General features: G+C 44.0%; 23 protein-coding genes and 1 pseudogene. 11 read left to right on the plus strand and 13 right to left on the minus strand.

The genetic code is table 11. From position 1 onward, the window contains the following. Positions 1-438 precede the first annotated feature (438 nt). Together BTW00_RS06415 and radC are read right to left on the minus strand one after the other, a co-directional pair. Complete coding sequence (locus BTW00_RS06415) at positions 439-3,345, minus strand: acyl-CoA dehydrogenase (protein ID WP_083603590.1); 2,907 nt, start codon at positions 3,343-3,345, stop codon at positions 439-441. Positions 3,346-3,699: 354 nt separating this feature from the next. Next, a complete protein-coding gene (radC, locus tag BTW00_RS06420) occupies positions 3,700-4,389 on the minus strand; it encodes a DNA repair protein RadC (protein ID WP_075106730.1) in 690 nt (229 codons plus the stop codon). A 128-nt stretch (positions 4,390-4,517) separates the two neighbouring features. Between radC and coaBC the strand changes: the two genes are divergently transcribed. Both coaBC and BTW00_RS06430 read left to right on the plus strand, forming a co-directional pair. Next, complete coding sequence (gene coaBC, locus BTW00_RS14295) at positions 4,518-5,915, plus strand: bifunctional phosphopantothenoylcysteine decarboxylase/phosphopantothenate--cysteine ligase CoaBC (RefSeq protein WP_075106731.1); 1,398 nt, start codon at positions 4,518-4,520, stop codon at positions 5,913-5,915. Positions 5,916-5,957: 42 nt separating this feature from the next. Next, positions 5,958-6,740 (plus strand): sulfite exporter TauE/SafE family protein, encoded by a 783-nt coding sequence (locus tag BTW00_RS06430; protein WP_075106732.1) that lies wholly within the window; start codon positions 5,958-5,960, stop codon positions 6,738-6,740. 155 nt (positions 6,741-6,895) lie between these two features. Here BTW00_RS06430 and BTW00_RS06435 read toward each other — a convergent pair whose 3' ends face one another. The 4 genes from BTW00_RS06435 to BTW00_RS06450 all read right to left on the minus strand — a co-directional run bounded on the left by BTW00_RS06435 (position 6,896) and on the right by BTW00_RS06450 (position 10,114). Then, entirely contained in the window at positions 6,896-7,102 is a 207-nt protein-coding gene (locus BTW00_RS06435; RefSeq protein WP_071002974.1) for a DUF2905 domain-containing protein, read from the minus strand. Positions 7,103-7,173: 71 nt separating this feature from the next. Next, positions 7,174-8,091, minus strand: a complete 918-nt coding sequence (locus BTW00_RS06440; RefSeq protein ID WP_075106733.1) for a histone deacetylase — start codon at positions 8,089-8,091, stop codon at positions 7,174-7,176. A gap of 109 nt (positions 8,092-8,200) precedes the next feature. Then, on the minus strand, positions 8,201-8,974 hold the full coding sequence (locus BTW00_RS06445) for a YbjN domain-containing protein (RefSeq protein ID WP_075106734.1): 774 nt from the start codon (positions 8,972-8,974) through the stop codon (positions 8,201-8,203). A 30-nt stretch (positions 8,975-9,004) separates the two neighbouring features. Continuing rightward, the gene (locus BTW00_RS06450) at positions 9,005-10,114 is read right to left on the minus strand and encodes a hypothetical protein (RefSeq protein ID WP_075106735.1); all 1,110 of its coding nucleotides are present in this window, start codon (positions 10,112-10,114) and stop codon (positions 9,005-9,007) included. Positions 10,115-10,260: 146 nt separating this feature from the next. Between BTW00_RS06450 and ccmA the strand changes: the two genes are divergently transcribed. The 5 genes from ccmA (at position 10,261) to ccmE (ending at position 13,697) form a co-directional block, all read left to right on the plus strand. Beyond that, positions 10,261-10,890 carry a heme ABC exporter ATP-binding protein CcmA gene (gene ccmA, locus BTW00_RS06455; protein ID WP_075106736.1) on the plus strand — a complete coding sequence of 210 codons (630 nt, stop codon included), beginning with the start codon at positions 10,261-10,263 and terminating at the stop codon, positions 10,888-10,890. 135 nt (positions 10,891-11,025) lie between these two features. Continuing rightward, positions 11,026-11,682 carry a heme exporter protein CcmB gene (locus BTW00_RS06460; protein ID WP_058025499.1) on the plus strand — a complete coding sequence of 219 codons (657 nt, stop codon included), beginning with the start codon at positions 11,026-11,028 and terminating at the stop codon, positions 11,680-11,682. A 230-nt stretch (positions 11,683-11,912) separates the two neighbouring features. Beyond that, positions 11,913-12,701, plus strand: coding sequence for a heme ABC transporter permease (locus BTW00_RS06465; protein ID WP_058025463.1), 789 nt, complete (start codon positions 11,913-11,915; stop codon positions 12,699-12,701). A 16-nt stretch (positions 12,702-12,717) separates the two neighbouring features. After that, positions 12,718-12,939, plus strand: a complete 222-nt coding sequence (gene ccmD / locus BTW00_RS06470) for a heme exporter protein CcmD (protein ID WP_058025464.1) — start codon at positions 12,718-12,720, stop codon at positions 12,937-12,939. Positions 12,940-13,193: 254 nt separating this feature from the next. Beyond that, the gene (gene ccmE / locus BTW00_RS06475; RefSeq protein ID WP_058025465.1) at positions 13,194-13,697 is read left to right on the plus strand and encodes a cytochrome c maturation protein CcmE; all 504 of its coding nucleotides are present in this window, start codon (positions 13,194-13,196) and stop codon (positions 13,695-13,697) included. Positions 13,698-13,779: 82 nt separating this feature from the next. Here the strand turns inward: ccmE and BTW00_RS06480 are convergent, their stop codons facing one another. The 7 genes from BTW00_RS06480 to BTW00_RS06510 all read right to left on the minus strand — a co-directional run bounded on the left by BTW00_RS06480 (position 13,780) and on the right by BTW00_RS06510 (position 22,292). After that, positions 13,780-14,628 (minus strand): aldo/keto reductase, encoded by an 849-nt coding sequence (locus BTW00_RS06480; protein ID WP_075106737.1) that lies wholly within the window; start codon positions 14,626-14,628, stop codon positions 13,780-13,782. Between the two features lie 365 nt (positions 14,629-14,993). Next, complete coding sequence (locus BTW00_RS06485) at positions 14,994-15,974, minus strand: MetQ/NlpA family ABC transporter substrate-binding protein (RefSeq protein WP_075106738.1); 981 nt, start codon at positions 15,972-15,974, stop codon at positions 14,994-14,996. A 169-nt stretch (positions 15,975-16,143) separates the two neighbouring features. Then, entirely contained in the window at positions 16,144-16,830 is a 687-nt protein-coding gene (locus BTW00_RS06490) for a methionine ABC transporter permease (protein ID WP_075106739.1), read from the minus strand. 19 nt (positions 16,831-16,849) lie between these two features. Continuing rightward, positions 16,850-17,620, minus strand: coding sequence for a methionine ABC transporter ATP-binding protein (locus BTW00_RS06495; RefSeq protein ID WP_178379262.1), 771 nt, complete (start codon positions 17,618-17,620; stop codon positions 16,850-16,852). Positions 17,621-17,874: 254 nt separating this feature from the next. Next, a complete protein-coding gene (locus tag BTW00_RS06500; protein WP_075106740.1) occupies positions 17,875-19,938 on the minus strand; it encodes a sensor histidine kinase in 2,064 nt (687 codons plus the stop codon). Between the two features lie 76 nt (positions 19,939-20,014). Next, positions 20,015-20,737 (minus strand): response regulator transcription factor, encoded by a 723-nt coding sequence (locus tag BTW00_RS06505; protein WP_058025471.1) that lies wholly within the window; start codon positions 20,735-20,737, stop codon positions 20,015-20,017. A 298-nt stretch (positions 20,738-21,035) separates the two neighbouring features. Next, a complete protein-coding gene (locus BTW00_RS06510; RefSeq protein ID WP_075106741.1) occupies positions 21,036-22,292 on the minus strand; it encodes an HlyD family secretion protein in 1,257 nt (418 codons plus the stop codon). A gap of 678 nt (positions 22,293-22,970) precedes the next feature. Here BTW00_RS06510 and pilG point away from each other — a divergent pair. The 4 genes and pseudogenes from pilG to BTW00_RS06530 form a co-directional block, all read left to right on the plus strand. Next, positions 22,971-23,348 (plus strand): twitching motility response regulator PilG, encoded by a 378-nt coding sequence (gene pilG / locus BTW00_RS06515; RefSeq protein ID WP_057761576.1) that lies wholly within the window; start codon positions 22,971-22,973, stop codon positions 23,346-23,348. A gap of 167 nt (positions 23,349-23,515) precedes the next feature. Continuing rightward, positions 23,516-23,878: a PleD family two-component system response regulator gene (locus BTW00_RS06520; protein WP_058025473.1), complete on the plus strand. Its 363-nt coding sequence runs from the start codon at positions 23,516-23,518 to the stop codon at positions 23,876-23,878. A 3-nt stretch (positions 23,879-23,881) separates the two neighbouring features. Further along, positions 23,882-24,412: a chemotaxis protein CheW gene (locus tag BTW00_RS06525; RefSeq protein WP_058025474.1), complete on the plus strand. Its 531-nt coding sequence runs from the start codon at positions 23,882-23,884 to the stop codon at positions 24,410-24,412. 516 nt (positions 24,413-24,928) lie between these two features. Next, positions 24,929-26,002 (plus strand): annotated as a pseudogene (locus BTW00_RS06530) (methyl-accepting chemotaxis protein); the annotation flags it as partial. Between the last annotated feature and the right edge of the window lie 75 nt (positions 26,003-26,077).

The raw sequence follows: 26,077 nt of genomic DNA on the forward strand, positions 1-26,077 counted from the left end.
ATGTGACCGTGTTTGCCAATCTAACTATAATGCGTGTTATGACTATTAAGTTCTTGTGATTTTCGCTTGATGTCACATTTTCGAGGACAATATAAAAGAATAGTTAAGGGCACTGCAAGATTTTTTTATCATTTTATTCCAAGAGAACAATCTCTGTCACAACTATGTGCCCATAAAATAGTGATGATTTATTGTAAACGGTTTGTTTCTGATATGAAACAATATATTCATGAAAGAGTTTTTAGGGTAAATGGATATATCAAACTATTGATATTAAACCAGTGTTATCACTTTGATGTCATAAAATACGTTTGCATTTTGGCAACCCCAAAAAAACCAGACTGTCATGTGTGAACAGTCTGGCTTTTGAAGTTTTATATTTATCGTCATGAATAATCACGACACTCATGAGTTTACGCGTTTGAATTGACCTTTTAGTTATACCTTGTCATCTTCTTCACGTTCGCGCGGCAGATGCGTCTGATCATCTAAGGTTTGGAGATGTTTGTCACTTGCGCTTTCGTCGACCTCATCAGGTGGAGCAATGTGGCGACTGTGGTTGTTACTCATACGCTCATTGAGGTGTGACTCTGCATCACGGTAGCGATGATCAAGCGCTTCGGCTTCAGGATTTGATTTCTCAAAATTTGCCTGTGACTTGATTTCTTTTACAGTATCTTGCTCACTGACCATTTCTACATCACCATCGCTCTCATAGCCGTGATTGGGATTGGCATCACCAGTCTGTGGTTCTGTATTTGTCGTATCGTTTAACGCATGCGTGGCTGGCATCTCACCGTCAGTCGATACGCTACTTTTGTCTTTTGCTTCTTTTTTTAGCGCTGCATAATTTGTTAGTTGATTGACAGCGTTTTCGAGCGTATGCGGATTATCACGCTCTTGAGCGTCTGATAGGTGCTTGTCAAATACATCGGTCAATAATGAATCAAAGCGCATGGCATTGTATTGAATCAGCACTTCTGCCTCTTCTTCAGTAATACCGCCGTTTTGGCTCGCATGTACCACGTGGTCTTCGAAGGTCAGGCCTTCAAAGCTGTCCTGATGTTCTGCCTTTTTAAACTTCTGCCACAGTGGTTCGATCTCAACCAAGGTCTGATAAGCATGCTCCATACGGCCTGTCACATCATCTGGGTCGGTATTGTAATAAACCATGGTTTTGAGATAATCGCGGAATGGATTGGCAGCAAAATCATCCATAAAGGTATCACCCAGCTGACGTTTTAGCTCATCGCTTGCTGGCGTAAAGATACGTCCACTTGGGAAAGTCACAAAGCTCACCACATTGGCTGCCATACGATTAGGGAAGTTGGCAAAGAAAGATACAAAGGCCTCTTGAATCGTGTATAGGCTGTTTTGTAGCGCCACTTCAGCATGTAAACGCTCAGCTTCTGATTTACTACCATGCTCATAAAATTGCAAAATAGCCGTCGCGATAAATAAGTGGCTATGAATATCCGCTAAGCGACCAGACAGCATCTCTTTACGTTTTAGATCCCCTGCTAACAGTCCTAACGCCATATCCGCAGTTAGGGCAAAGCTTGCGCTTAGGCGGTTGATATGCTTGTAATAAGGACGAGTAAAGGCATCAGCAAAACGTGGCGCATTATCACTACCACCGACGTAACCTGCGATAAACGCTTTTGCCCCGCGGTTGAAGGTATAGCCTAAATGTTTGAAGAAAAGCGTGTCGAATTTTTCAGTCGCTGCTTTTTTATCTTCACTCTGTAGCAGTTGCAGCTCATCGAATAGATAAGGATGACAACGCATCGCGCCTTGACCAAAAATCATCAGCGAGCGGGTCAAAATATTGGCACCCTCAACAGTGATAGATACAGGAATCGCTTGATAAGGTATCGCTAAGAAGTTACGTGGGCCCATCTGTACGGCACGACCACCAACGACATCCATACCATCATTGACCACACTACGCATGGTCTCGGTCGCATAATATTTTGCCATTGCAGTCATGACTGATGGCGTACCGCCTTGGTTTAACCCGCAAGTTACCAAATGACGGAACGCTTCTAACATATAAGTATTACTTGCCATGCGACTGGTGGCGTCCTGTACACCTTCAAATTTACCGACTGATATTTTGAACTGTTCGCGAACTTTTGCAAATGCACCGACAGACAGATAGGTCATTTCACTGGCTGAGGTCGATAGAGCAGGCAAGGAGATACCACGACCCACGCCCAAGCACTCCATCAGCATACGCCAGCCGCGACCAGCGTTTTCGACACCGCCAATGATGTAATCTAAGGGGATAAAAACATCTTTGCCATCGACCGTACCATTCATAAATGGCGAGCCGATTGGGTTATGACGTGGGCCCGTGACCACGCCTTCATGATTGGCGGGGATCAGTGCACAGGTGATACCGTAGTCGGTTTTGTCCGGATCACCAAGCAGCCCTTCGGGATCATGCATCTTAAAAGCCAAACCCACGACAGTAGCGATAGGGGCTAACGTAATCCAGCGTTTGGAGAAGTTCATACGCAGACCAAGTACTTGCTCGCCCTCATGCGTGCCATAACAGACCACGCCTGTGTCAGGAATCGCGCCTGCATCAGAGCCTGCCTCAGGTCCAGTCAAACCGAAGCAAGGTACTTCATCACCTTTGGCGAGACCCGGTAGCCAGCGCTGTTTTTGCTCGTCCGTGCCATAGTGCATTAGTAGCTCACCAGGACCGAGCGAATTGGGTACCATACAGGTCACTGCCGCAGTCGGTGAGCGCGACGCGATTTTACTCATCACGCGGCTTTGCGCGTAAGAGCTAAATTCTAGACCACCAAACTCTTTTGGAATAATTAACCCCAAAAAGCCATTACTTTTGATAAATTGCCACGCTTCAGGTGACAGCTCTTTATCTTTGTGCTGGATTTGCCATTCATCGAGCATAGCGCATAGCGTTTCTACTTCGTTATCAATGAAGCTTTGCTCTTCCTCTGAGAGCTTTGGATAAGGGTAATTGGCAAAAGCCTCCCAATTTGGCGCTCCCATAAACAGCTCTTTTTCCCACCAACTGGTACCAGCATCCAGTGCTTCACGCTCCGTATCACTCATACTCGGCATTGCACCACCCAAAGCCTTATAGACAGGTTTGGTAATGAGTGATTGGCGCAGTGGAGTGATGAGTAAAACCAAGCAAAGCAGCGCGATGGGCACCCCTAAGAGGAGCGACCATGGACTAATAATGGCAGTAACAATGACGGTGATCAAGGCAACAATACTGCCCGTGACTCGTGATAAGGACAGCAAAAAGATGGCCAAGACCACAGCTAATTGAATGATGACTGCCAAAATAAACAAGCCAATTGCCATGACTATCTCCTGTGGGATACTAAATAAAAAGTGTGAAATATAAGAAAATAAAAAGATATGAACCGTTATGATTATTGTTGTGTTTTATAACAAACAGTTCTATCCATATAATAGTTGGCAGCATAAATAACCTTGGTGCTGCTAGCAGACTCTTGTACTGTATACGGCTAAAACAAAAGCGTACTGCGTCAGCTGCCATAGAACAAGCTACTAATATGAAACAGATGTTGATGACTATCAATAGCCAAAGTGCTACGCTGTGTCGATAATATGTATCAAAGATTATCGTTAAAACGCTGCGATCCTTAAGGGGTGAGCAACTATCAAAATTGATAAGTCGCCCAGCCGCTCGTGTTAGTCGGTGCCAAAAGGTATCAGATTGCTTTCGGCATAAGATAAAGTATCGTTACGTCCAACGATGATGTGATCAACCAGTGAGAGATCTAATAAGTCACAGGCTTTTTTTAGCTCATAGGTCAATAGATTGTCAGCAGCTGAGGGCTTGGCATCGGTATGAGGATGGTTATGCGCAATAATGAGCTGGCTAGCCGCGTGGCTTAGTGCGTGCCGGAGTACATGCTTGATACAGACGGAACACGATGAGATGCCGCCTGTGAACAGTATTTCAAAGTTTAACAGGTTCAACGCATTGTCCAGACAGAGGACAGCAAATACTTCACGATGCTCACCGCGTAACTGGGTGCTGATATAATCTTTGACCATTTGCGAGCGCCCAAGTGCTTGCCCCGTTTTTAGCTTACTATCCAGATAACGTGTGCCCATCTCAAGCGATGCCAATATCTGAGCGTACTTGGCGGGACCGATCCCATGACAAGCAAGAACGGTTTTTTGCGGTGCGGCAAGCAGCTCAGCTAGGCTGCCAAACTGATCGATCAAATGACGTGCGAGCTCAATCGCTGACTGTGACTGCGTACCCGTCCGCAAAAATATGGCCAGTATCTCCGCATCAGACAAATGAGCGGCACCGAATTTCAATAATTTTTCGCGTGGTCTGTCATCCTCATGCCAGTCTTTAATCGCCATTGCCACTCCTTAAGAATAAATTGCTAGTTGTTATCTGAGTTAAATACGGAAAATTTTACCCAATTTATCTCATAGTTGTTACTATAAGCGCAATTTTATCTTTTCACTTTTTTATTGATGCCACGCTTATGTCCAATATTGTGCTTGCTATTACCGGCGGTATCGCCGCTTATAAATCTGCTATATTTGCCCGCTTGTTGATTAAGGCAGGCTTTGATGTGCGCGTCATTATGACGACAGGCGCACAAGCATTTATCACACCGCTGACTCTGCAAGCGTTGACGGGTAACGAGGTGCATGTCTCATTACTCGATGAGCAGGCAGAAGCGGGGATGGGGCACATTGAGCTGGCTAAATGGGCGGACTTATTTGTCATTGCCCCTGCGTCCGCCAATACGCTCGCACGTCTGGCTATGGGAATGGCTGATGATTTGTTGACCACAGTGTGCCTTGCCACAACCGCACCAGTTATTATTGCTCCTGCGATGAATCAGCAGATGTGGGCGCATCCTGCGGTAAATCTGAATGTACAAACCCTGCGTGATATGAACTATCAGATTATCCAGCCAGCTAGCGGTGAGCAAGCGTGTGGTGACGTGGGTGCAGGGCGGCTGCCTGAGCCTGAGCAATTATTAGATGAGGTACTCTTGTTCAAAGCAATGAACACGACGCCGCAATTATTAGCAAGTAAAAGAGTGGTCATTACCGCAGGACCTACAGTAGAAGCAATCGATCCTGTGCGCTATTTGTCCAATCATTCTTCAGGAAAAATGGGCTTTGCTTTAGCGCGCGCTTGTGTGGCGGCTGGCGCAGAGGTGATCCTAATCGCTGGTGGTAAAGTGGCATTGCCCACGCCGCTTAATGTCACACGAATTGATGTGCTGTCTGCCAAAGATATGCTGATCGCTGCCCAGCAATGTGTGGATGGTACGCATAGCGAGCTTCAATTGGATCTTGAAGATGAGCATGACCATTCTCATGAGCACGCACATGAACACGCACATGAACATAATCATTCTCACACTCATGAGCACCATCATAGCGATTGTGGTTGCGGTGATGAGCATGGACTACCGCAGGCTTATACTGAACACCAATTCGTAAAGGCAGATATCTTTATCGCCACCGCAGCCGTGGCAGATTATCGTACAGAAGAAGCCGCACCGCAAAAAATCAAAAAAACACAAGATGCCATGACGCTCAGTCTGGTTAAAAACCCTGATATTCTAGCGACAATTTCTCTTGCTCATCCAGAACTGTTTGTCGTTGGTTTTGCCGCAGAAACACAGGATGTCGAGCGTTATGCGCGTGGTAAGCTCGCCGCAAAAGCGCTAGATATGATTGCCTGTAACGATGTCTCACGGGCAGATATTGGTTTTGCTAGTGACGATAATGCCATGCAGGTATTTTTCTCTGAGCGCTATGAGCGTGATGCGATAACGTTAGACAAAGCCAGCAAAGACAAAATCGCTGAGCAGTTAGCCAGTATTATTGGTGAAACAATCGCTCAACGTCAAAACAGCTAGTGGTATAAATATAGGCGCTGAGCCTCAAATGGTATAAACAATATGACCAATATAGCTGGTAACGATAGCACTCAGATGCTAGTGCTGACGCTCATTTTTGCGCTGGCATCGCTGCTACACGGTATTAGCGGACTTGGCGCGACGCTCGTCACGACTACCGCGCTTGCTAGCATGTACCCATTGCCATATGCCATTGTATTGGTGATTTTCCCCTCGCTAGTGGTTAATGTCATGACTTGGCTAGCAGGTGGTGAGCGCACCATTTGGCAAAACTTTATCTACTATGGCAGACGCTATTGGCTGCTTGCGCTTACCAGCTTGCTAGGCAGTATTCTAGGTGCGAAGCTACTGCTATGGGTCGATAGCGCTTATATCCTTTTGTTGTTGGCGGCTGTGATTGCCTTTTACGTCGTGAGTAGCTTGCTCGGCAAACAAATCCGCTTACCAGATACGAAGCCCATGTTGATAGCCGTTGGTTTTGGTGCAGGCGTCATTGGCGGCTCAACCAATGCGATGTCGACCATCCTGATGATGTATCTGCTCTCTGCAAGTGACGATAAAAACACCATCGCCAAAGTGGGTAACATGTGTTATTTCTTAGGCAAAGTGGCACAAATTATCGTGTTGCGTGAGCCTATCATGGCATTGAGTAGCGGTGAGTGGCAGCTGATTGCCTTGCTCAGTGTGATATCTATTGTTACGCTTTTAGTCGGAATTCGTCTACGTCGTTATTTGCCACAAGCGCGTTTTCGTCAGCTTATTTTATTGATTCTAGTCGTGCTTGGAATACGCGTGGGCTGGCAAGGCGTGATGGCGTTTTTGTAGTATGGTCAGTAATAAACAGAATCAAACCATCAACTATTACGGGCTACTGGTATAAATCTTGCTTGCGTGCTGCTATCGTTCGATGCGGCACAAACAACCTCCCAGTAGCACTGACTCGGTTTAAAGTAAGTTGACTATAGGGAGTGTTTTTCAGGTTAACGATTGAATAAATTTAACACGATGGTCGCGATAACACTGATAACTACCATAGTGACCACTGGAAAATAAACCCGTGTATTACCTGAGGTGTGTTTGATATCGCCTGGCAGATTGCCGAACCACGAAAAGGCATTGGGAAAAACCAGCCAAATGACCCCGACAACCACTAACACGATGCCAATTACAATCAGTATTTTTGCCATATCATCCTCGCCATCTCTCTTATACCAGCTTTTTAATATCAGCTCTTTTATACCTATTACTTATCCAGTCATTAATCCGCTGCGGTATCAAAAAAGATCTGCTGGGCGAGGCGAAAGGTATTGCAGTGCGCCTCGACCACATCTTCGATATCTTCTGAATAGCCGCCGCCCATGACGATGGCAATCGGAATATTGGCAGCTTTTGCTTGCTGCAATACGTACTCGTCACGCGCCTTACAACCTGCTTGTGTCAGTCCAAGTTTGCCGAGCTTATCGGTAGCGAGTACATCGACAGCAGATTGATAAAAGATCATATCGGGCGCAACCTCGCTAATTAGGCGTGGCAGTGTGTCTTTTAATATCTCTAAATACTCGTCATCACCAGTATCGTTTTCCAATTCAATATCTAGGTCTGATACCTGCTTGCGAAACGGATAGTTCTTGGCGCCATGCATGCTAAAGACAAAAACGCGTGGCTCGCCCTTCATAATGCTGGCATTGCCATTGCCTTGATGAACATCCAAATCCACAATCAAAATTTTCTTCGCTTGTCCGCGATTTAATAATAAATTGCTAGCGATACAGACATCGTTGAACACACAAAACCCTTCTCCATGATCGGCAAAAGAATGATGGGTGCCGCCTGCAACATTCATGGCCACCCCATATTGCTGAGCATATAGCGCGCACTCATAAGTTGCATGGGCAATATAACGACCGCGCTCCACCAGCTGCGGTGTCATCTCAAACCCAATCGCCCGAGCGGCTTTGCGTGGTAGTGTTTGGGTTTTGAGCTGATACCAGTACTCTGCTGTATGAGTGGTCAAAATCTCCTCTTCGCTTAAGCAGGCAGGGGCAAAAAAGTTATCTTGACTGATCGTGCCCTCAATCAATAAGCGCTCAGGAATCAAGATGTATTTTTGCATAGGGAAGCGGTGCTTTTCGGGCACAGAGTAACGAAAGACGTCAGAGTAGGCAATTTTTAGCATAAGAATTCTAGCTTAGTATTGATGATTTTTTGGATATGCAAATAGATAGATGAGCGACCGCTAAGGGCGGCCTTATGGCGTAAACTATATGACTGAACAAACTGGCGCACTACTGAACAAACTGCGTCGGTAAAAAGAATGTGCGTGCATCTGATTGCTGGCGCAGCTCTGTCAGTAATGTCTGCATGTCTTCAGCAGGGTCCTGATTATTAATCAAATCGCCAAACAGCTCGCTTGCAACCGTGGTCATCGCAACAACGCTTTGTAGTGAGTGCTCAATGATTTCAGTATCGATACCGACCGCTTCGACATCGATCGCGTTTTTGTAGCGTATTTCCCCATCATTGACATCCATCTCTAGGTTGCCAATGAGCATATCGTAGTTAATCTGAGTGATAAGTAGTAGGGCAGCGCTCTGATGACTCTCTGGTATCAAAAATGGCAAAATGCCATAGATTGCTAACAGTTTATTTTTTTCCTGAACACGAAACAGATAACCACAGTCTATTTTTTTATGACGCATTCTTAGGGATAAATGATGCGATTGCTGGCTGTCGCCGGTTTTGGGACGATAGTGCGTATAGTGCCATTGCTTGTCATTGAAGTATTGCTTTAGACAGTCAACAATGGGCGTGTCACTATGATTTTGTGTCTCTGAACTTGGGTTGTCAGTTTTAAGGTGAGACGCATTTGCTTGCGCTTTCTCGTTGCTTTGAATAGTATCGTCTTTGGGCGCAGTTTTAGAGGTGGAATTATCAATGTCGCTGTCAGCAAGTGATGACTGTGCTGGCTCGCTTATACCATCGATTACTGACTGCGGTGCGGAAGCCGTCAATAATCGTTTGATTTTTTGCCATAAGCTGAGTTTATTGGCTTGACTCATAATAGTATGCTAACAAATAAAAGTTATAGATTAATCGTGATTGAGAGCCAAACCTTCTTTGATAGCAGGCTGTGCATAGAATGCTTCTAGCATGTCACGAATATGAGCTGTTAACCAAGGCGTTTCAATGGCGTCGTATACGATAGGTAATAGAGCGCTGCTACATTGCGCCATAGCCTCTTCATTGATATGCAAACTCGCCGCAATGGTAGCTATCGTGTCGGATTGATGATTGGCATACCAAGTATCAATACTCGCTGATACCAAACTGTGCAAATACGGTGACAGTCGCAGGCGGTTGTAGCTTTGCTGGATACCCGCTTCGATATGGTCGATACTGCTATTATCAGGCTCATCGCTTAAGTAGGTTTGTAGTTCACTGATTGGTTGGTCTTTGATACGATCCCAGCCCATGACCATTAGACGCGCCACTTCTTCATTTGACAAATGCTCTTGTGCATTGGCTTCAGCTTTGCGCGTCAAGTCTTTGATGTTGCGATGCAAATACGTTTGCAATTTTTCATCGAGGTTTCTATTGGTCGCTTTCTCAAACGAGCTGCGCCCAAGCTTCATCAGTTTACCAACGCCGCCCGCTTTATCAAGCGTGGTCTCCATAAAATCATTGATAGCGTGATAGAGCGTTTGGGTCAACAGATCGGCAAAGGTTTCGTTACCCACCAGCGTATGAATGAGGACGTTACGCTGCTGCTCATGGCTACCAATATAGTTAGCAAGAGTCTGAACTTGGGTGTCATCGACCAGCTCAGACAAAGGCACGTTGTCATTGACTGGATGATAGATAATGGTATGCAAAATATCACGGATATCTGTACGCATCACCTCAGTCATTGGCTGATTTAACAGCCAGTCTTTCATTAAATGCTGTAAATGGTCACAGGTGATGTAGTTGCTTAAGGGCTGAGCACCAAACCAGCGCCAAGCTTCCATCGATAAAGGCTCGGCCTGCTTGTGCAACCACTGCTGCATAAAATCAACTTGCGCGTCAATCAAGCTGTCTATCGTCAAGCGGCTGGTTAATGGTGCTTTTGACAAGTTGGTGTCTACATTGACACTGTTAGTCTCTGCATCTGGCATTTGATTTTGGCTATCTTGTGAAGTCTGCATAGGTTTTGAAGTCATATTTTGAGGTCGTACTTTTTGAAGTAAGAGTAATCGACAATTTGTTATACTGTGTGTTTGCGGTGAGCATAGGGTATTATGCCACGAACATTACCTTTGTTTGTGATGAATATTGACTGCTGCTTGATAAATAACCAGAGGTTTTGATGACGGTTTTGGATACGCCTGTACTAACGCTTGATGAGATGACGGTTCAGCGCGGCGAGATACCGCTCTGTGAAGGGGTGACGCTGCACTTGTCAGCGGGTAGTATTTGTCATCTGATTGGCGCAAATGGAACCGGAAAGACCACGTTACTCATGCAGCTGGCAGGATTATTACCTATTCTGTCAGGAGAGTTTACTTATCAAGGACAAGCGTGTTTGCCTATTCAACCTTTATATGTTTCGCATCAGTTGGGTATCCATCCGAATCTAACCGTGGCACAAAACCTGACATTTTTATTGAATTTATATGGCATCACGCCTAGCGCTACCGATATTGACGATGCACTCACTTGGGTTGGGCTACAAGGGTTTGAAACGATCAGCTCGAGTCATCTATCCGCTGGTCAGACACGGCGCATCACACTGGCAAGATTGTATTTATTGACGCCAGCTGTCACACCGCTGTGGTTACTTGATGAGCCGTTTACCGCGCTAGATGTCGATATGGTGGCACGTATGGAAGAACGGTTATGCGACTTTGCGCAGGCTGGCGGCTCGATACTCATGACCAGTCATCAGGCAGTAGGTGTCGCCAATCAAATGCTCGATTTGTCAGATTACATGGTCTAAATGTGACTGCTATCAGTACCATCAGTATCGGTAAAAGGATGAATAATGACAGACAGTCCAATGCAAGTGAGCACAACCATAACCGCGAATAAAAAATCAAATGTTATTGTCACAACGCCGCGCAGTATTGGGTTTATGCAGTTGTGGCGCCGTGAATGGCAAGTTAAGCAGCAAGGGGCGGTACAATGGTTGTACCCATTGGTACTGTTTTTAGTGATTATCACCTTGTTTCCACTAGCGGTCGGTAGTGAGCCTGCGCTTTTGCAGCGTCTTGGCGTATCAGCCGTGTGGATTGCTGCATTGCTGTCCTTGGTGATGGGTGTTGATGGCTTGTTCAAGCCTGCACTTGATAACGGTACGCTTGCGCAATTGGTCGTCGCCAAAGCATCACTACCGTTATGGGTATTGATTAGACTGGTCATTCATTGGATTTTTAGCAGTGGTATTGTGGCATTGCTTAGTCTGCTTGCTGTGCCGCTATTTCAGCTGAGTTGGTTTGAAGCGTGGATATTGATGGCGTCTATCGTGACAGGCAGTCCGATGCTTTTGATGCTATCAGCGGTCGCCAGTAGCTTAACACTGTCATTAAAAAATGGAGCGGTACTGGTACCATTGATTGCATTGCCAATGCAGCTGCCTGTATTAATTTTTGCTACAGGCGCGGTTGATTTATTTGCCACTGGCCTGAATGGCTTACCCATCTTGGCGCTATTGCTGGCAGGAAGTATTATATCCGTCCTAGTGATGCCATGGGTCATTGCGCTGACCCTAAAAATGTCATGGCTCAATTGACTAATGTATTTGCCAGATATTAAAAAACCCAGTCGTCTAAATCCAGTTATCTGAACGCCATGTATTAACATCGTGTTGAAAACGGGCAATTTTGCTATAATAGTCAATTGAATACGTAAACAGCTCTTTGTAGATTCTATCCAGTGTTTAACGCCAGCAGGTGAGCTGATAGTGTGCTTTTGTAGGCCACGTCGGTCATGACCAGTAAGCTGTGTAATAGGTTTATTCCCATGCCCAACCTGAATAACGTCTCGTCTCCTAGCCTATGGCAGCGCATTTGGCAGGGCTTCTTGACCACCGTAGGCACCAAGCAGTTCTTTCAGATTTTTAGTCCTTGGGTCAAGTGGCTCGCGATATTAGCCAGTCTCTGTTTGCTCATTGGTAGCGTATGGGGTCTTGCTTTTGCGCCGCCTGATTATTTGCAGGGCAATAGCTACCGTATTATTTTTATCCATGTTCCAGCAGCCAGTCTTGCTATCTCTATCTATTTCTCCCTTGCCGTCTTGGGGGTGATTTATTTGGTGTGGAAGATTAAGACGGCCAGTCTGGTCGCGCAGGCACTTGCTCCGATGGGGTTTTTGCTTTGTGTGATCAGTTTGCTCACAGGGTCTATTTGGGCCAAGCCAACATGGGGGACCTACTGGGTATGGGATGCGCGTCTTACTTCAATGCTGATATTAGCGTTTCTGTACGCAGGGGTGATGGCGCTGTTTGCTGCTTTTGAGCACACGGCCAATCGTGGTAAAGCGGCTGCTATTTTATCTATTGTTGGTGCGGTGAATCTACCGATTATCAAGTACTCAGTAGAGTGGTGGAACACCTTGCATCAAGGGGCAACCTTTAGCCTGACCGAAGCGCCAAAGATGTCAGCAGACATGTGGATGCCGCTGCTGCTCATGATTATTGGCAGTTACTTGCTGGTTGCGACAATGGCGATTTATCGTACCAATACGCTGATTTTACATCGTGACCAAGGCAAAGCGTGGGTCAAAGAATACATTCGTGCTCAACACAAATAACGGCTAGGAACCTACTATGCAGCCTTACTTTTATAGCATATCTGAGTTTGTCGCCATGGGTAAGCATGGGGTCTTTGTATGGTCATGTTGGGCGATTACCATCGGTGTGATGCTGGCCTTTATTATTTATAGTCGCAGACAAAGACAAGCGCTTATCAAGCAGCTGACGATTCAACAAGCACGTCAGGCACAGCGCACGACCAAAAAATCCACACCGATCACCAAGCAATCTGACTGAGAAAATATATTAATATCAGGGTTTTAGCGTAAGAAACTATATGCTTTTATTGACAAAAATATGACCTCGCGAGTAGCTATAGGGCTTATTGATTTGTCCGAAAAATGCTATCATATGATCATTAGAAGATTACGATTAGAAAGATTTTTTGACAATGTTTCTTGCAAGCGTTTTTCTAATCGTCGTTTCTTTAATATTTTCTGTTTTATGGGCTAATTGTATTTAAAACAGAGACTCATCAACGAGGTAGAGGTATGAATGCAGTTCGTCGGAAAAAGCTAATGTGGGTGATGTTTACGCTGGCAGGTGCAGCTGTAGCAGTCATATTGGTTATTTATGCTATCGGGCAGCAAACCGACTATTATTTTGATGCGACCGCTATCGCTCAAGGTGAGGCGCCTCAAGACAAGCGTATTCGTGCTGGTGGTATGGTGGTTGCAGGTAGTGTGCAGCGTGCAGCAGACAATCCATTGAATGTTGAGTTTGCGATTACTGACTTTCAATCAACCGTACCTGTGACTTATCAAGGTATTTTGCCAGACTTATTTGCCGAAAACTCAGGTGTCGTAGCCACCGGTAAAATGCAAGGGGATACCTTTGTCGCTGGTGAAGTATTGGCAAAGCATGATGAAAACTATATGCCACCAGAAGTCGCTAAATCCATGAAAGAAAACAATCGTAATGGGGTAGCAGTACCTTCTTCTGAACAATATAATCCTGCCGAAAGAATTCATGAGACTGAAACCCTGCAACAGTAATTATCATAAGTATTAACCATATATAAAAAAGGCCACCGATTATCGGTGGCCTTTTCTTGAGCTGAGACTATTCAATCAATGATTAGTCGTCCCATACAGGGCTATAATCAGGATGCTCAATCTTACGACCATCAGAACTGGCTAGCTTACCGATTCTTTCTAATTCATCTGCACTCAACTCTACTTTGATGGCGTCTAAATTGCCTTGTAAGTGATCAGGGTTAGACGTTTTTGGGATGGCAACGCGGTGTTTGTCTGATAAGATCCATGCCAATGAAATCTGTGCTGGCGTGACGTTGTGCTTATCTGCAATCTCTTTGATGATATCGTTATCAAATACATCGCCACGTGCCAGTGGTGAGTAAGCTTCTAGCAAAATATGATGGTTATTCAAAAATGCCTGCAAGGTATCTTGCTTGATAAACGGATGGAATTCTACTTGGTTCACAACGATTGGTACATCCGCATATTTTTTGGCTTCGATGATGTGATCAATATTAAAATTAGACACACCGATATGGCGGGTCAACCCTTGCTTTTGCAGCTCACACAAGGCAGGAATGGTTTCTGATAATGGTACACGATCATCTGGCCAATGTAGTAGCAATAGATCGACATAGTCCACGCCCAAATTTTCTAATGACTTTTGGGCAGCAGCTTTAAGCTTTTCTGGCTCAAACTTCATGTCATCTGGAAATATTTTGGTGGTTAAGAAGAATTTATCGCGCGCCACGCCGGATTGCTTAATACCTTCACCCACTTCTTTTTCGTTGCCATAAGCTTGAGCGGTATCAATGTGCTCGTAGCCCATTTCTAGGGCTTTTTTAACCACGTCTACGCAGTCTTGACCAGTTGATTGCCAAGTACCCAGTCCTAAAACGGGAATATTTGCTTGTCCTGCGGTACGAATATTATAATTTTTAGCGCTCATGCTGTTATCCTTATTTTATTTATAATGTCTTATATGTCTTGAATGAAACATCGTTTCAAGCAGAGGTTTTAATATAATGAATAGTAGTAAAACTTAGCCAATATAGGCAGTTGTTTAGTTAATCTAACAACTAAGCCTGTTTACTATAAGAAAAACTAGAGCAAAGTGGAAGAGCGTGTGACGCATCCCTACAAAGGACAAACAGGCTGTAACGTGAACTCGATAACCTGTTAGGATGATAGGAAGCTTAAAAAGAGGTAAGATCAGCAAAACGAAGACATTAAAAAACGCCCACCAGGGTTAAGTGATGAGCGCCGATAATCATTGAGGTACCCGTATGACTGGGCACTGATGATTTTAGTGTCTTACTGAGCAGCGGCTTCTGTTTCTACCGTTTCAGTACTGTCAGTTTTAGCTGCGGTATCAATGCTTGCACTAGTGTCAGAACCCCAGATTTTTGGGTACTTGTAGCCAGGGAAGGTTTCATGGGCGTACTTTTTGAAAGCCTCTGAGTTATAGGCGTTGGTGACATCTTCAACCCATTTCTTACCAGTATCAGCAGATTTGATCGCTGACCAGTTCACATAAGCAAAGCTTGGCTCTTGGAACAATGCTTCGGTCAGCTTGATGCCAGAGTCAGTTGCATAGTTACCGTTGATTACTGCAAAGTCAACTTCATCACGCGCGCGTGGTAATTGAGCCGCTTCTAGCTCAACGATGTCGATATCGTATTTGCTGTTGTCAGCGATGTCAGCTTTTGACGCTGTCAGTGGGTCGATGTCGTCTTTTAGTTTAATCCAGCCAAGATCGTCCATCATGACCAACGCACGAGCAAAGTTACTTGGATCATTCGGCGCAGAAACACTCATGCCTTTGAATGCTTCATCTAGGCTAGACTTTTTGCCTGAGTAGATGCCAAGCGGGGCAGTTGGCACTTGGAATACTTCAACGAGATCAAGGTTGTTCTCTTTTTTGAAGGTATCAAGATATGGCTTGTGCTGGAAGATGTTGATGTCCAAGTCGCCTTCTGCCAAGGCAAGGTTAGGACGAACATAATCAGTAAATGCAACTAACTCAACCTCATAACCCTGAGCTTCAAGTGTGCCTTTTACTTGGTTACGAACCATATCAGCAAAATCACCTTCAGTCGTACCGATAACAATTTTGGTGTGTTCAGGATCGATGTCACTAGTACTCGCAGTCGTTTCTGCGGTGGCACCTTCGGTTACTGGCTCTTGGTTCGCTTCTGGCGCTGATGAGTTGTTGCAACCGACTAAGACCAAACCTGATACGCCAACAGCGGCAAATGCGGTAGCTAACTGACGGCTGATATCTGTTAATTTCATAATATGTCCTTAATAATGAATAAAATTGAGTAAAGCGTTTATCGTCTGAACATTAAAAAAGCAACATTATGAATAGTAATGCTGCTCTTGTTTAAGCGCTGAGATAAGGGTTGAGTGTTGCCAAAAATAAACCTAGTCGCTCGTAATGTCAAGTATTCTCTAAAGCGGTTTAACGTTTGTCTAAACGATTGGCGAGCCAGTTACCAGAGGCTTGAATCGAGACGACCATGATTGATAATACAATCACGATAAAAATCATTACCTCAGTTTGATAGCGATAATAGCCATAACGAATGGCTAGATCACCCAAACCGCCACCACCGATCATACCAGCCGCTGCTGAGTAAGAGAGTAAGCTGATACAAAGAATAGTGACCGAGAGTACCAATCCTGAGCGCGCTTCATTGAGCAGTACTTTGATGATGGTAAAAGGTCTGGCGCCCATCGATTCAGTTGCTTCAATAATACCGCGCGGTACTTCACGCAAATTTTGCTCAACCAAACGCGCAAAATAAAACGATCCTGCAATCGCAAGGACGAGAGAGGCGGCGATAGGACCGATACCAGTACCGACGATAGCTTTGGTAAACGGACTCATCGCAATCATCAAAATTACAAAAGGGAAGGCGCGCATAAAGTTGGTAATGGCGCCAAGTACGCCATACAGTGTCTTGTTTTGCAAAAACTGTCGGTCACTAGACAAAAACAAGAATACGCCAAAGAGCCCACCGATAAGGATGGCGACCGTGGTTGAAATACCAAGCATCACGAACGTATCAACAAACGCGCTCACAATCTCTTTGCGTAGGGTAAGCAGCTTGTCTATAGAGGCGGATAATTCAGTACCAGTTAACATATCTATTTCTCCTGCCTCATTAGTCCTCAACGACTAAGCCTTTGCCAATCGGGGTAGTTGCCTGAATCAGACCATCTCGTACATCGGCCACTTCTAATAGCTGACCTTGATGCAATAATGCTGCGCGATCACAGAGTCTGCGAATGACGCTCATCTCATGGGTTACGATGACGATGGTCACACCAAGTTGCTCATTGATATCGCGCAAACAAGTCAGCAAACTGCGAGTCGTTGCAGGGTCAAGCGCACTGGTTGGCTCATCGGCCAGCAATACTTTTGGACTCGGGGCAATCGCGCGGGCAATACCGACACGTTGCTTTTGCCCACCGGATAGCTGCGCAGGATAATGTCCAGCGCGATCAGTTAAATCGACAATCTCAAGACATTCCATAACGCGTTTATGAATATCGCGGCTAGGATAGCCTGACACTTTTAAATTAAATGCTACGTTGTCAAAAACCGTTTGATTAGACATGAGATTAAACTGCTGAAAAATCATACCGATATTATGACGAGCAATACGCAGTTCACTGGCAGATAGCGTGGTCAAGTCAGTACCGTCTATCACCACTTGGCCTGAATCTGGACGCTCAAGCATGTTAATCAAGCGCAACAAGGTAGATTTACCTGCGCCTGAATAGCCCATTAGACCAAAAATCTCGCCTTGTTTGATAGTCAGAGATGTCGGCTCAACAGCAGTAAACCAATGTGGTTTGCCGTCTTTGTCTTTGATTGATCGGTCGCTTAAAAACCTTTTGGTCACATCGTTTAAGACAATCATGTCATTCATGGAGGGCTCAAAATTCAATAAATTTTTTAATGGTCATCGTGTGTTGTTATGCTTCTATTACTAGATAAGAAGCCCATCAAAACGACAATAGTCAATAACCGTATAATAAGGGGCGGTAATATAGCATATTATCAGTCACTTTGGATATGCACATCCGTGACTGACTTATGATGAATAGCTATTAAGGAAGGAATGTTTGAGGGGTATCAGTGGGAGTAATATCAACAAAGTAACGTGTTTTCAAATATAGCTGACTACTCATGCTGATTGTAATGAGGGTCATGTTCAACGGGTATGGCGACTAAAAAGCGAGTATGACCGTTTAGCGTATCAGTAGTGATCCGCCCTTGATGCGCGGTGACAATCTGTGAAACCAAAGATAAGCCCAAACCAGAACCTTTGTTTTTCTGCTGTAACCGTACGAAGGGACTAAACACTTCTTCGCGTTTTTCTTCAGGAATACCTGTGCCTTCATCAATCACCGCTAGCACCGCGTATTTCGGGAGTGGGCGCACCGGCTCAGTTTTTGCCTTTTTTAGATGCTTAGCAAATAAGCCTTCTTTACGCGGTGTGGCTGCGGCTTCGTTATTATTTTGGGTGTTGGCTTTAGCACTGTTTTTCGCTTTATCTTTGCTGCCATTTTTGCTGATAGTTGTATCAGTTGCTACTTTGTCAGTTTTTCTATTGCTATCGTTTTCAAGAGCATGCGCCCGATTGTCGATTGTTCCATCTGTAGATTCGATAAGATTATTATGTACGGATTTCTTAGCGTCTTTATTAGAGTCTAAAGTGTCTTTAGAATCAGGAACGGCCTTCCAAATCACTTTATCTAAATCGGTGCTAGCAATATGAGCATTAGGTTTTACAGAACTTGGGATGTTTTTAATAAAGTTAAGGTCAGCATTTACATCTTCATCGACTGTTAGATTTTCACCATTTTTGTAGATTGGCGGTGCTGGCAAGACAGCTATTGGCTCGACTGAATCAATTTTGTCTTTATTGCTCAGAGTAGAGTCGGCATTTTCGGGTGAAGCAGACTCCTGCTCATCTATATTGGTATCAAGCGGCTCTTCATGAGAGTCAAAATCCAACAAGCTATTATAATCGGTGAAACTGCTAGAGAGCACGGTCTGCAATAGGTAATCAGGAACAGTCCCAGCATCTTCGATAGTCTGAACGCCGTACAGTAACACGGTAACGGGCGGCTTGCCATGAAGCATGGCATTGGTCAAAAGGTTGCGAATGAGATGAGTCAACATTGATGATTGACCATCAATCATGATGTGCTCACCAATCAACGTGGCTTCAGGATAGTGCTGACGTTCTTGATTGACCAAATCGTATAAATCCAAGTTCTCAATTTGCTGCAAGGCATGACCTGCGTCTAGACGGCTGACCAACAATATACTTTCGACCAAATCATTGAGACCTGATAGATCGCGAGTGATGGCATGAGCGCGTTTATCAAACTTGGCTTTGGTGTCAGATGGTAGCGCACCAGCCAACATATCCATCATTTCAATCTGCAAGCGAATGCGCGTAATAGGCGTACGCAACTCATGAGAAGCATGCGCCAATAATAAATTGTTGGCATCAACGAGGTGCTCAATCTTTTGCGCTGCTTGGTTGAACCCACGCGCCAATGAGGCAATTTCATCATTACCACGCGCGTTCACTCGAACCGTAAAATCCCCGTCGCCTAACTGAGCCATCTGCTGACTTAACTGATCGATACGCCATGTCATGGTACGGGCAATCAGCCACAGAACACCTGCCATAATAATGAGCAGCAACAACGTACCTGTAAACAGATTCAGCGCTGCAGAAAGCACGGGCTTTTTAGGAGGTAAACGCGACTCATATAGCAGAGTATAGCCAGTGCTGCTATAGACTTGAGCCTGCTTAGTAGGGGATGTATCTGCAAACGAAGGAAAAACACGTGAAAATAAAGATGGCGTAGGTGGTAGCTCTAGCGGCAAATCGCTATTATCGGTTTGCATGAGCAACCGACCTTCGCTGTCGTACAAGCCCATTTTGGCCTGTAGTGACTCATCAAAAATATCGAAGCTTTTTTTGACAACAGCTAGCATAAATCGTGATTGTAGGCGATTGTCCTTACTGATAGAGATATTTAACTCATGCAGAAAGGGATCAATCTGACCCAAAATCTGCGTGGCCAATATCTCTGATCGGATTCCTGCGTCCTTGTCATGCACCAGTTGGGTCAATAGCACCATAGCAACTGCAAATAAAATAAGTGCCAGCATAACGCTGGCAAATAGTTTGGCAAATACGGAACGAAAACCCAATTGCTGCATTAAACAATCTCTGTTATTGGACACTAATATCGACTGAGCTTAATATGCTCTCTATCGATTAATCCATCTTTTATGATCAAACCTGATCAGTGGCAAATTGATAACCAACACCGCGCACCGTGATAATGCGTTTTGGTTGACGTGGGTTGTCTTCGATCAAAGCACGCAAACGTGAAATATGCACATCAATGGCACGATCGATGTTGTCTGAGCTGTCGTCGTTTGGCATTGCCTGCCAAAGCTGCTCGCGATTTAGCACTTTGCCAGAATGGGTAGCAAAATAGTGTAGTAATTGGAACTGATGTGTCGTTAAACGTACAGGTTCATCATCGATAGTAACTTCGTGACTGTCAGGGAACACACTCAAACGACCAAAGGTTAAGCTATCTGACTGGCTATCTGCTTGGTTTGGCTGCTCATGACGGCGGATAACCGCACGGATACGGGCAAGAAGCTCACGCGGCTCGAAAGGCTTTGCGATATAGTCATCAGCACCCATCTCCAAACCTAACACGCGATCAGTTGTATCCCCTTTTGCGGTCAGCATAATAATAGGCACTTTATTGGTCATATTATTCTTGTTGCCACGAATTTTTTGACATACTTGCATACCATCCATGTCAGGCAGCATCAAATCAAGTACGACCAAATCGATATCACGCTCTTTGGTATCTAACAGATCAAGGCCTTCTTGACCCAAACCTGCATGATGGACGTCATAGTAATTCATGGTCAAATAATCACTGATCAGCTCTGCTAAATCTGGATCATCTTCAATCAATAAAATCTGCTTGCTCATAGGATATCCTCTAATTGTTCTTATAATTTGCCAAAGGTCTAATGTGTGCTAGTCGCTTAACTATGATAGAAGTATCAATAGTTTTTACATTCTATGCCATTAAACCTCTGAGCCTCTAAGTTTTCAGGTGTTTTAGAGTACTGAACTATCATGATGATAAAAATACGTAATGATAAAAATAGTCCTAAATACTCGGATAGTGCTATATATAGTACGACTATATTGCCTAATGATGCTGTTACAAAACAAGATAGGCTTTGTTAATGTTTCTACCAAATGTAACTGTCAGCGTGAATGGCTATGACACGATGACTTTTTTGCCTTCAGAGTCAATAGGTAAGTCAGCCAAGCAAATTAAACTATCGTTACTCACACCAGCAATCAAATATTGTTGCGTGGTCGGATCATACTCAACAACCTCAATAGGCTGGCGTGTCAAACGCTGGTCTTGGCCAATAATCCAGACATTGGCGGTCAACGGTTTAAGCGGCATATATGGCGGTTTTTGTAACTCTGTTAAGTCAACATCATGTAAGGCGCGCTTAGGCACGATAGTACCTACGTCTATTTGTCCATAATTGACTCGCCCCGTGACCTTCATTTCTGGTTGTAGCTTGTCACGGCTGGCTTCATTGTCAATGACGTTAACATACACCAACAGTTTTTTTGGCTGGCTGGTAGGCACAAGCTTACTGACCTGACCTGTAAACTTGTCAGTGATACCTTCGGTCGTAAAATTGACAGTCTGACCAACTGAAAGCTGAGGCTCCGCTTGAATGGGTAGTGTCGCCGCAAAGTGCAATTTGGTCTCGTCACTAATTTCTAATAGGGGTGTGCGCGCCGCCATTTTTTCACCAGTTGTGGCATATAGGTTTTCTACACGACCTGAAAAGCTAGCAGTTATCGTCACCAAATTATATTGTGGGTTCGGTTTTTTAGTAGCAGCTTTTATACCATTACTATCGGTGTTGTCACTATTATCTGTGACAAGGTTTGCTGCTGACGACTCTTTTTTATCATTGCTAGTATTATTTACATTAGCATCATTATCAAAAGATAAAGCCTTAGTAGAGCTAGAGTCAGAATTGTCGTCAATACTTGGTGTATTCTCTGGTTTCTTATTATTGGTAGTGCTTGTCACTATCTCTTCTTTAGAAGAGTTGGCTTCTGTAGATGTGTCTGATTTTACGGTAGGATCACTCACCGCCGCCAAACGCCTGACAACTAGTAAAGGCGTACCTTTTTCTACCCATTGACCTTCGCTAACGAACGTTTTTTCTATATTGACGGGATGTACTGCAACAAATCTGGTTTGTTTGATAGGCTCGATGCTACCTTGCAGCCCTAGACTTGGCTGATAACGGGAAGACTTTATACTGAGTATGTGTTCTGGTGTGATCGTGACACTATCACTGGTAATGACAACGGGGGAGTCTGCCGTTGCCGTGTTTTCAGGAGCGACTGATTCATTCTCAGATGGTGAGGGTTGACAAGCAGCAAGCAATAAAACGCTGAGCAAGTAGAGGCTTTTTTTGGAATGTTTAAAGGCTGTCATAGCAGTCACCGTTATAGTCGTCGTTTCATTATATAGTGAATAGATACGCGGTGGAACAATTGCGCCATACTTACTAATCTTAAGTAGCGTAAGCGTTTGTCATAAGAAAATAGATGAGGTTGCCGACTTATTAAATAAGAACAGCGGTTTATGATACTCATTAGTTAGAACATTAATTCGCTAATGACTGGAAAAGCATCAATAACTGTGCTAAAACAAACATAACGAAATACTGTGATACATTTTTATCACAAAAGAAAATTATTCAGCAATGTGGTTATTGATTCTATATAATGCAGGAATATCATAAAGTTGGTTGCCTCGTTGTTTAAATGACGTTGTCACTGACAGTAAGTAAGTTCAAAAACTTTTGAGTGTTTTAAGAGATAATACGACTTTGCTTGATGGTTATAGAAGTAAAATATTAGGCCTAAAAAGCTAAGAATCGCACTCAATTTTATGAGCTTATTACGAGCAAAGTGCGTATAGTAACTCATGTTGACGCTGTGTTTGATGGGCAGACACTGATAAAAGGTATTCCTGTCATAAAAGGTCTAATGAAGTCTCAGTCTTTTGTATTGGTCTCATATTGACTGATATCATGACTTAAGATGATTGTTAGAGCTTTATATAGACAGAGAGCGTTACGAATAAATAGTCGTTCATAGGATAATGATAATGGAAAATAATTTTGAAGGTTTAAAAGTAATGGTGATTGATGATTCAAAAACCATTCGCCGTACCGCAGAAACCTTGCTACAAAAAGCGGGTTGTGAAGTCGTAACCGCTATAGATGGCTTCGATGCCTTAGCAAAAATTGTTGATAACAACCCAGATATTATTTTTGTCGACATCATGATGCCGCGCTTAGATGGCTATCAGACTTGTGCACTCATAAAAAATAACCCTGATTATGCTAATAAACCCGTGATTATGTTGTCATCTAAAGATGGCTTATTTGATAAAGCCCGTGGCCGCATCGTCGGATCTGATGAGTATTTGACCAAACCATTTAGTAAAGATGAGCTTTTTGATGCGATTAACCAGTACCGTTAATCAGCTCTATAGACTCAAATATAGTGATTGCTAAGATTAAAAATAATGACTCACTATTTAAGTGACTAGCATAAAAATAAATCCCGAATAAGTTGTTGGGCATTATTTTCAGTCGTTTTATCAACAATATATCCTCATAGATATTTTAGAAAATAAAGGAAAATCCTATGGCTACCGTTTTAGTCATTGACGACTCGCCATCAGAAATGGCGAAATTTCGCGACATGCTTTCCAAAAATAATTTTCAAGTATTAGAAGCATCAAATGGCGAGCAGGGCTGTCAGATGGCAGCTGATCACCTGCCAGATGTCATCTTAATGGATGTGGTCATGCCAGAAATGAACGGTTTTCAGGCTACACGAAAAATCACTCGTGGTAAAACCACCGCTCATATACCTGTCATTATGATTAGTACCAAAAATCAAGAAACCGATAGAGTGTGGGGTAAGCGTCAAGGTGCCAAAGAGTATATGAATAAACCAGTCGATGAAAATGGATTGGTCAATATGATTCGTAAAGTGATGGAGTAACTTGTGGCCTCTAGAGGATTTATTGAGCTTCTGCGTCTAGCAGACTTGGCACGTGCGCGCAAAAGTGGTCGCCGCGGTGGTCAAGAGTTTGATTGGCAGGGGGTGGTATTTGAGATTGGTGGGCAGCGCTTAGTTGCTCCTATGGGTCAGGTATCAGAGGTATTATCCATGCCAGAATATACTAGCTTACCTCTAGTAAAGCCTTGGATGCTAGGTATTGCCAATATTCGCGGACGACTACTACCTCTGACGGATTTGTCACGCTTTTTACAAGTGCCAAGCCGCTTGCCACAGCTAAGCCAGCGCAAAGTTATTGTGATCGATCACGATAATAACTTTTCAGGGCTACTGGTCGATCAAGTGCTTGGTATCGAACAGTTCACTCAGGAACAATACCGCCCAGAAGCGATTGATTCCAATTCACCATTTGCACCTTATAACCATGGTAAGTTTTTGAAAGACGAGCAGGAGTGGTACGTTTTCATGCCAAGCTTGCTGGCACAAGATCTGCAGTATTCAGATGCTGCGATATAGTAATCGACAATAAAACATCTATTTATTCGGTAACGACAGATTAATAGCGGCTGACACGATACAGTGGGATGTCAGTATTTATACAGGCTTTGCTAATCATTGTTTTGATAACAACAAGATTGTCAAAGTCAGTCACGATAAGACTTTGACGATTGTTTGAAAGGGATACGCAAGATGAGTGATGTTAAAAGAAAACCTGTAGCTGGTACAGGCAACACAACTGTAGAAGGCAAAGAGACCAATAATACGTGGAAGCTATTATTAGGATTTTTTATTCTGCTGAGTGTGGTCTGTGTCGTTTGGTTGGCTAACGCGGTGTTATCGGTGAGTCAAGACTTTACTAACTTTAATCAAACAATTGTTTTACCAGCACTTGTCTTTGCTATCGGTGCTTTGGGTATTATGTTTGCCTCGTATCAGTTGCTTAAGCAACGTGGTGGATCGGAGCGTTTGCTGATTGAAAAAGAAACCTTACGCCGCCGTCAAGAAGCAGAAGCAGAGTCTGAACGAGCTCGTCAAATTCAAGAAGAAAATGAACGTAACCAGATCGCTATTCTACGCCTACTTGATGAGTTAGGGGATTTGGCAGAAGGTGATTTGACGGTCAATGCTACCGTGTCAGAAGACTTTACAGGGGCAATTGCTGACTCAGTCAACTTCGCAATTGACCAATTACGTCAATTGGTCTTGGTTATTAACAGTACTGCCGACCGAGTTGCACAGTCTTCAGATCAAACGCAGATGAACGCTGTGGAGCTTGCTGAAGCTTCTGAACATCAAGCGCAAGAAATTGCTGGTGTATCAGCCGCTATTAATGAGATGACCGTGTCAATTGACCAAGTTTCGAATAATGCGTCAGAGTCTGCGACGGTTGCTCAGCGTTCAGTTGCCATTGCCTATAATGGGGCAGAAGTTGTACAGCGTTCGATTGAAGGTATGAACGTTATTCGTGATCAGATTCAAGAGACATCGAAACGTATCAAGCGCCTTGGTGAGTCTTCTCAAGAGATTGGTGATATCGTTGGCTTGATTAACGATATTGCAGACCAAACCAACGTTCTGGCATTGAACGCCGCCATTCAGGCATCGATGGCAGGTGAGGCTGGTCGAGGCTTTGCAGTTGTTGCTGATGAGGTTCAGCGTCTGGCTGAGCGTTCAGCGAATGCGACCAAACAGATTGAAACATTGGTAAAAACCATTCAGGCGGATACCAACGAAGCGGTTATGTCGATGGAATCGACGACATCTGAAGTAGTACGTGGTGCTCGTTTGGCAAAAGATGCTGGTGAAGCACTAGAAGAGGTACAGAGCGTTTCTAACACGTTGGCTGACTTGATTCAGAACATCTCAAATGCTGCATTACAGCAGGCTGAATCTGCTGGCCATATTTCTCATACTATGAATATCATTCAAGATATTACTTCACAAACCTCATCTGGTACGTTGGCCACAGCACGTTCTATTGGTGAGTTGAGTGAAATGGCTGCCGCACTACAAGAATCTGTTACTGGCTTTAAAGTATCGAACGATGATGAATTGTTAGATGATGAAATGATTAACTCTGAACAAACCTTATCAGAAATTGTCTAACCTTTTAGCTTGAATATTGAATCGATATTGATACGTCTTTTTGTATAAGGTTTTAATTAAAATGCTGTATAGGTT

Origin of the sequence: Psychrobacter sp. C 20.9 (assembly GCF_001921765.1) — a bacterium.
GTDB lineage: Bacteria > Pseudomonadota > Gammaproteobacteria > Pseudomonadales > Moraxellaceae > Psychrobacter > Psychrobacter piscatorii_B.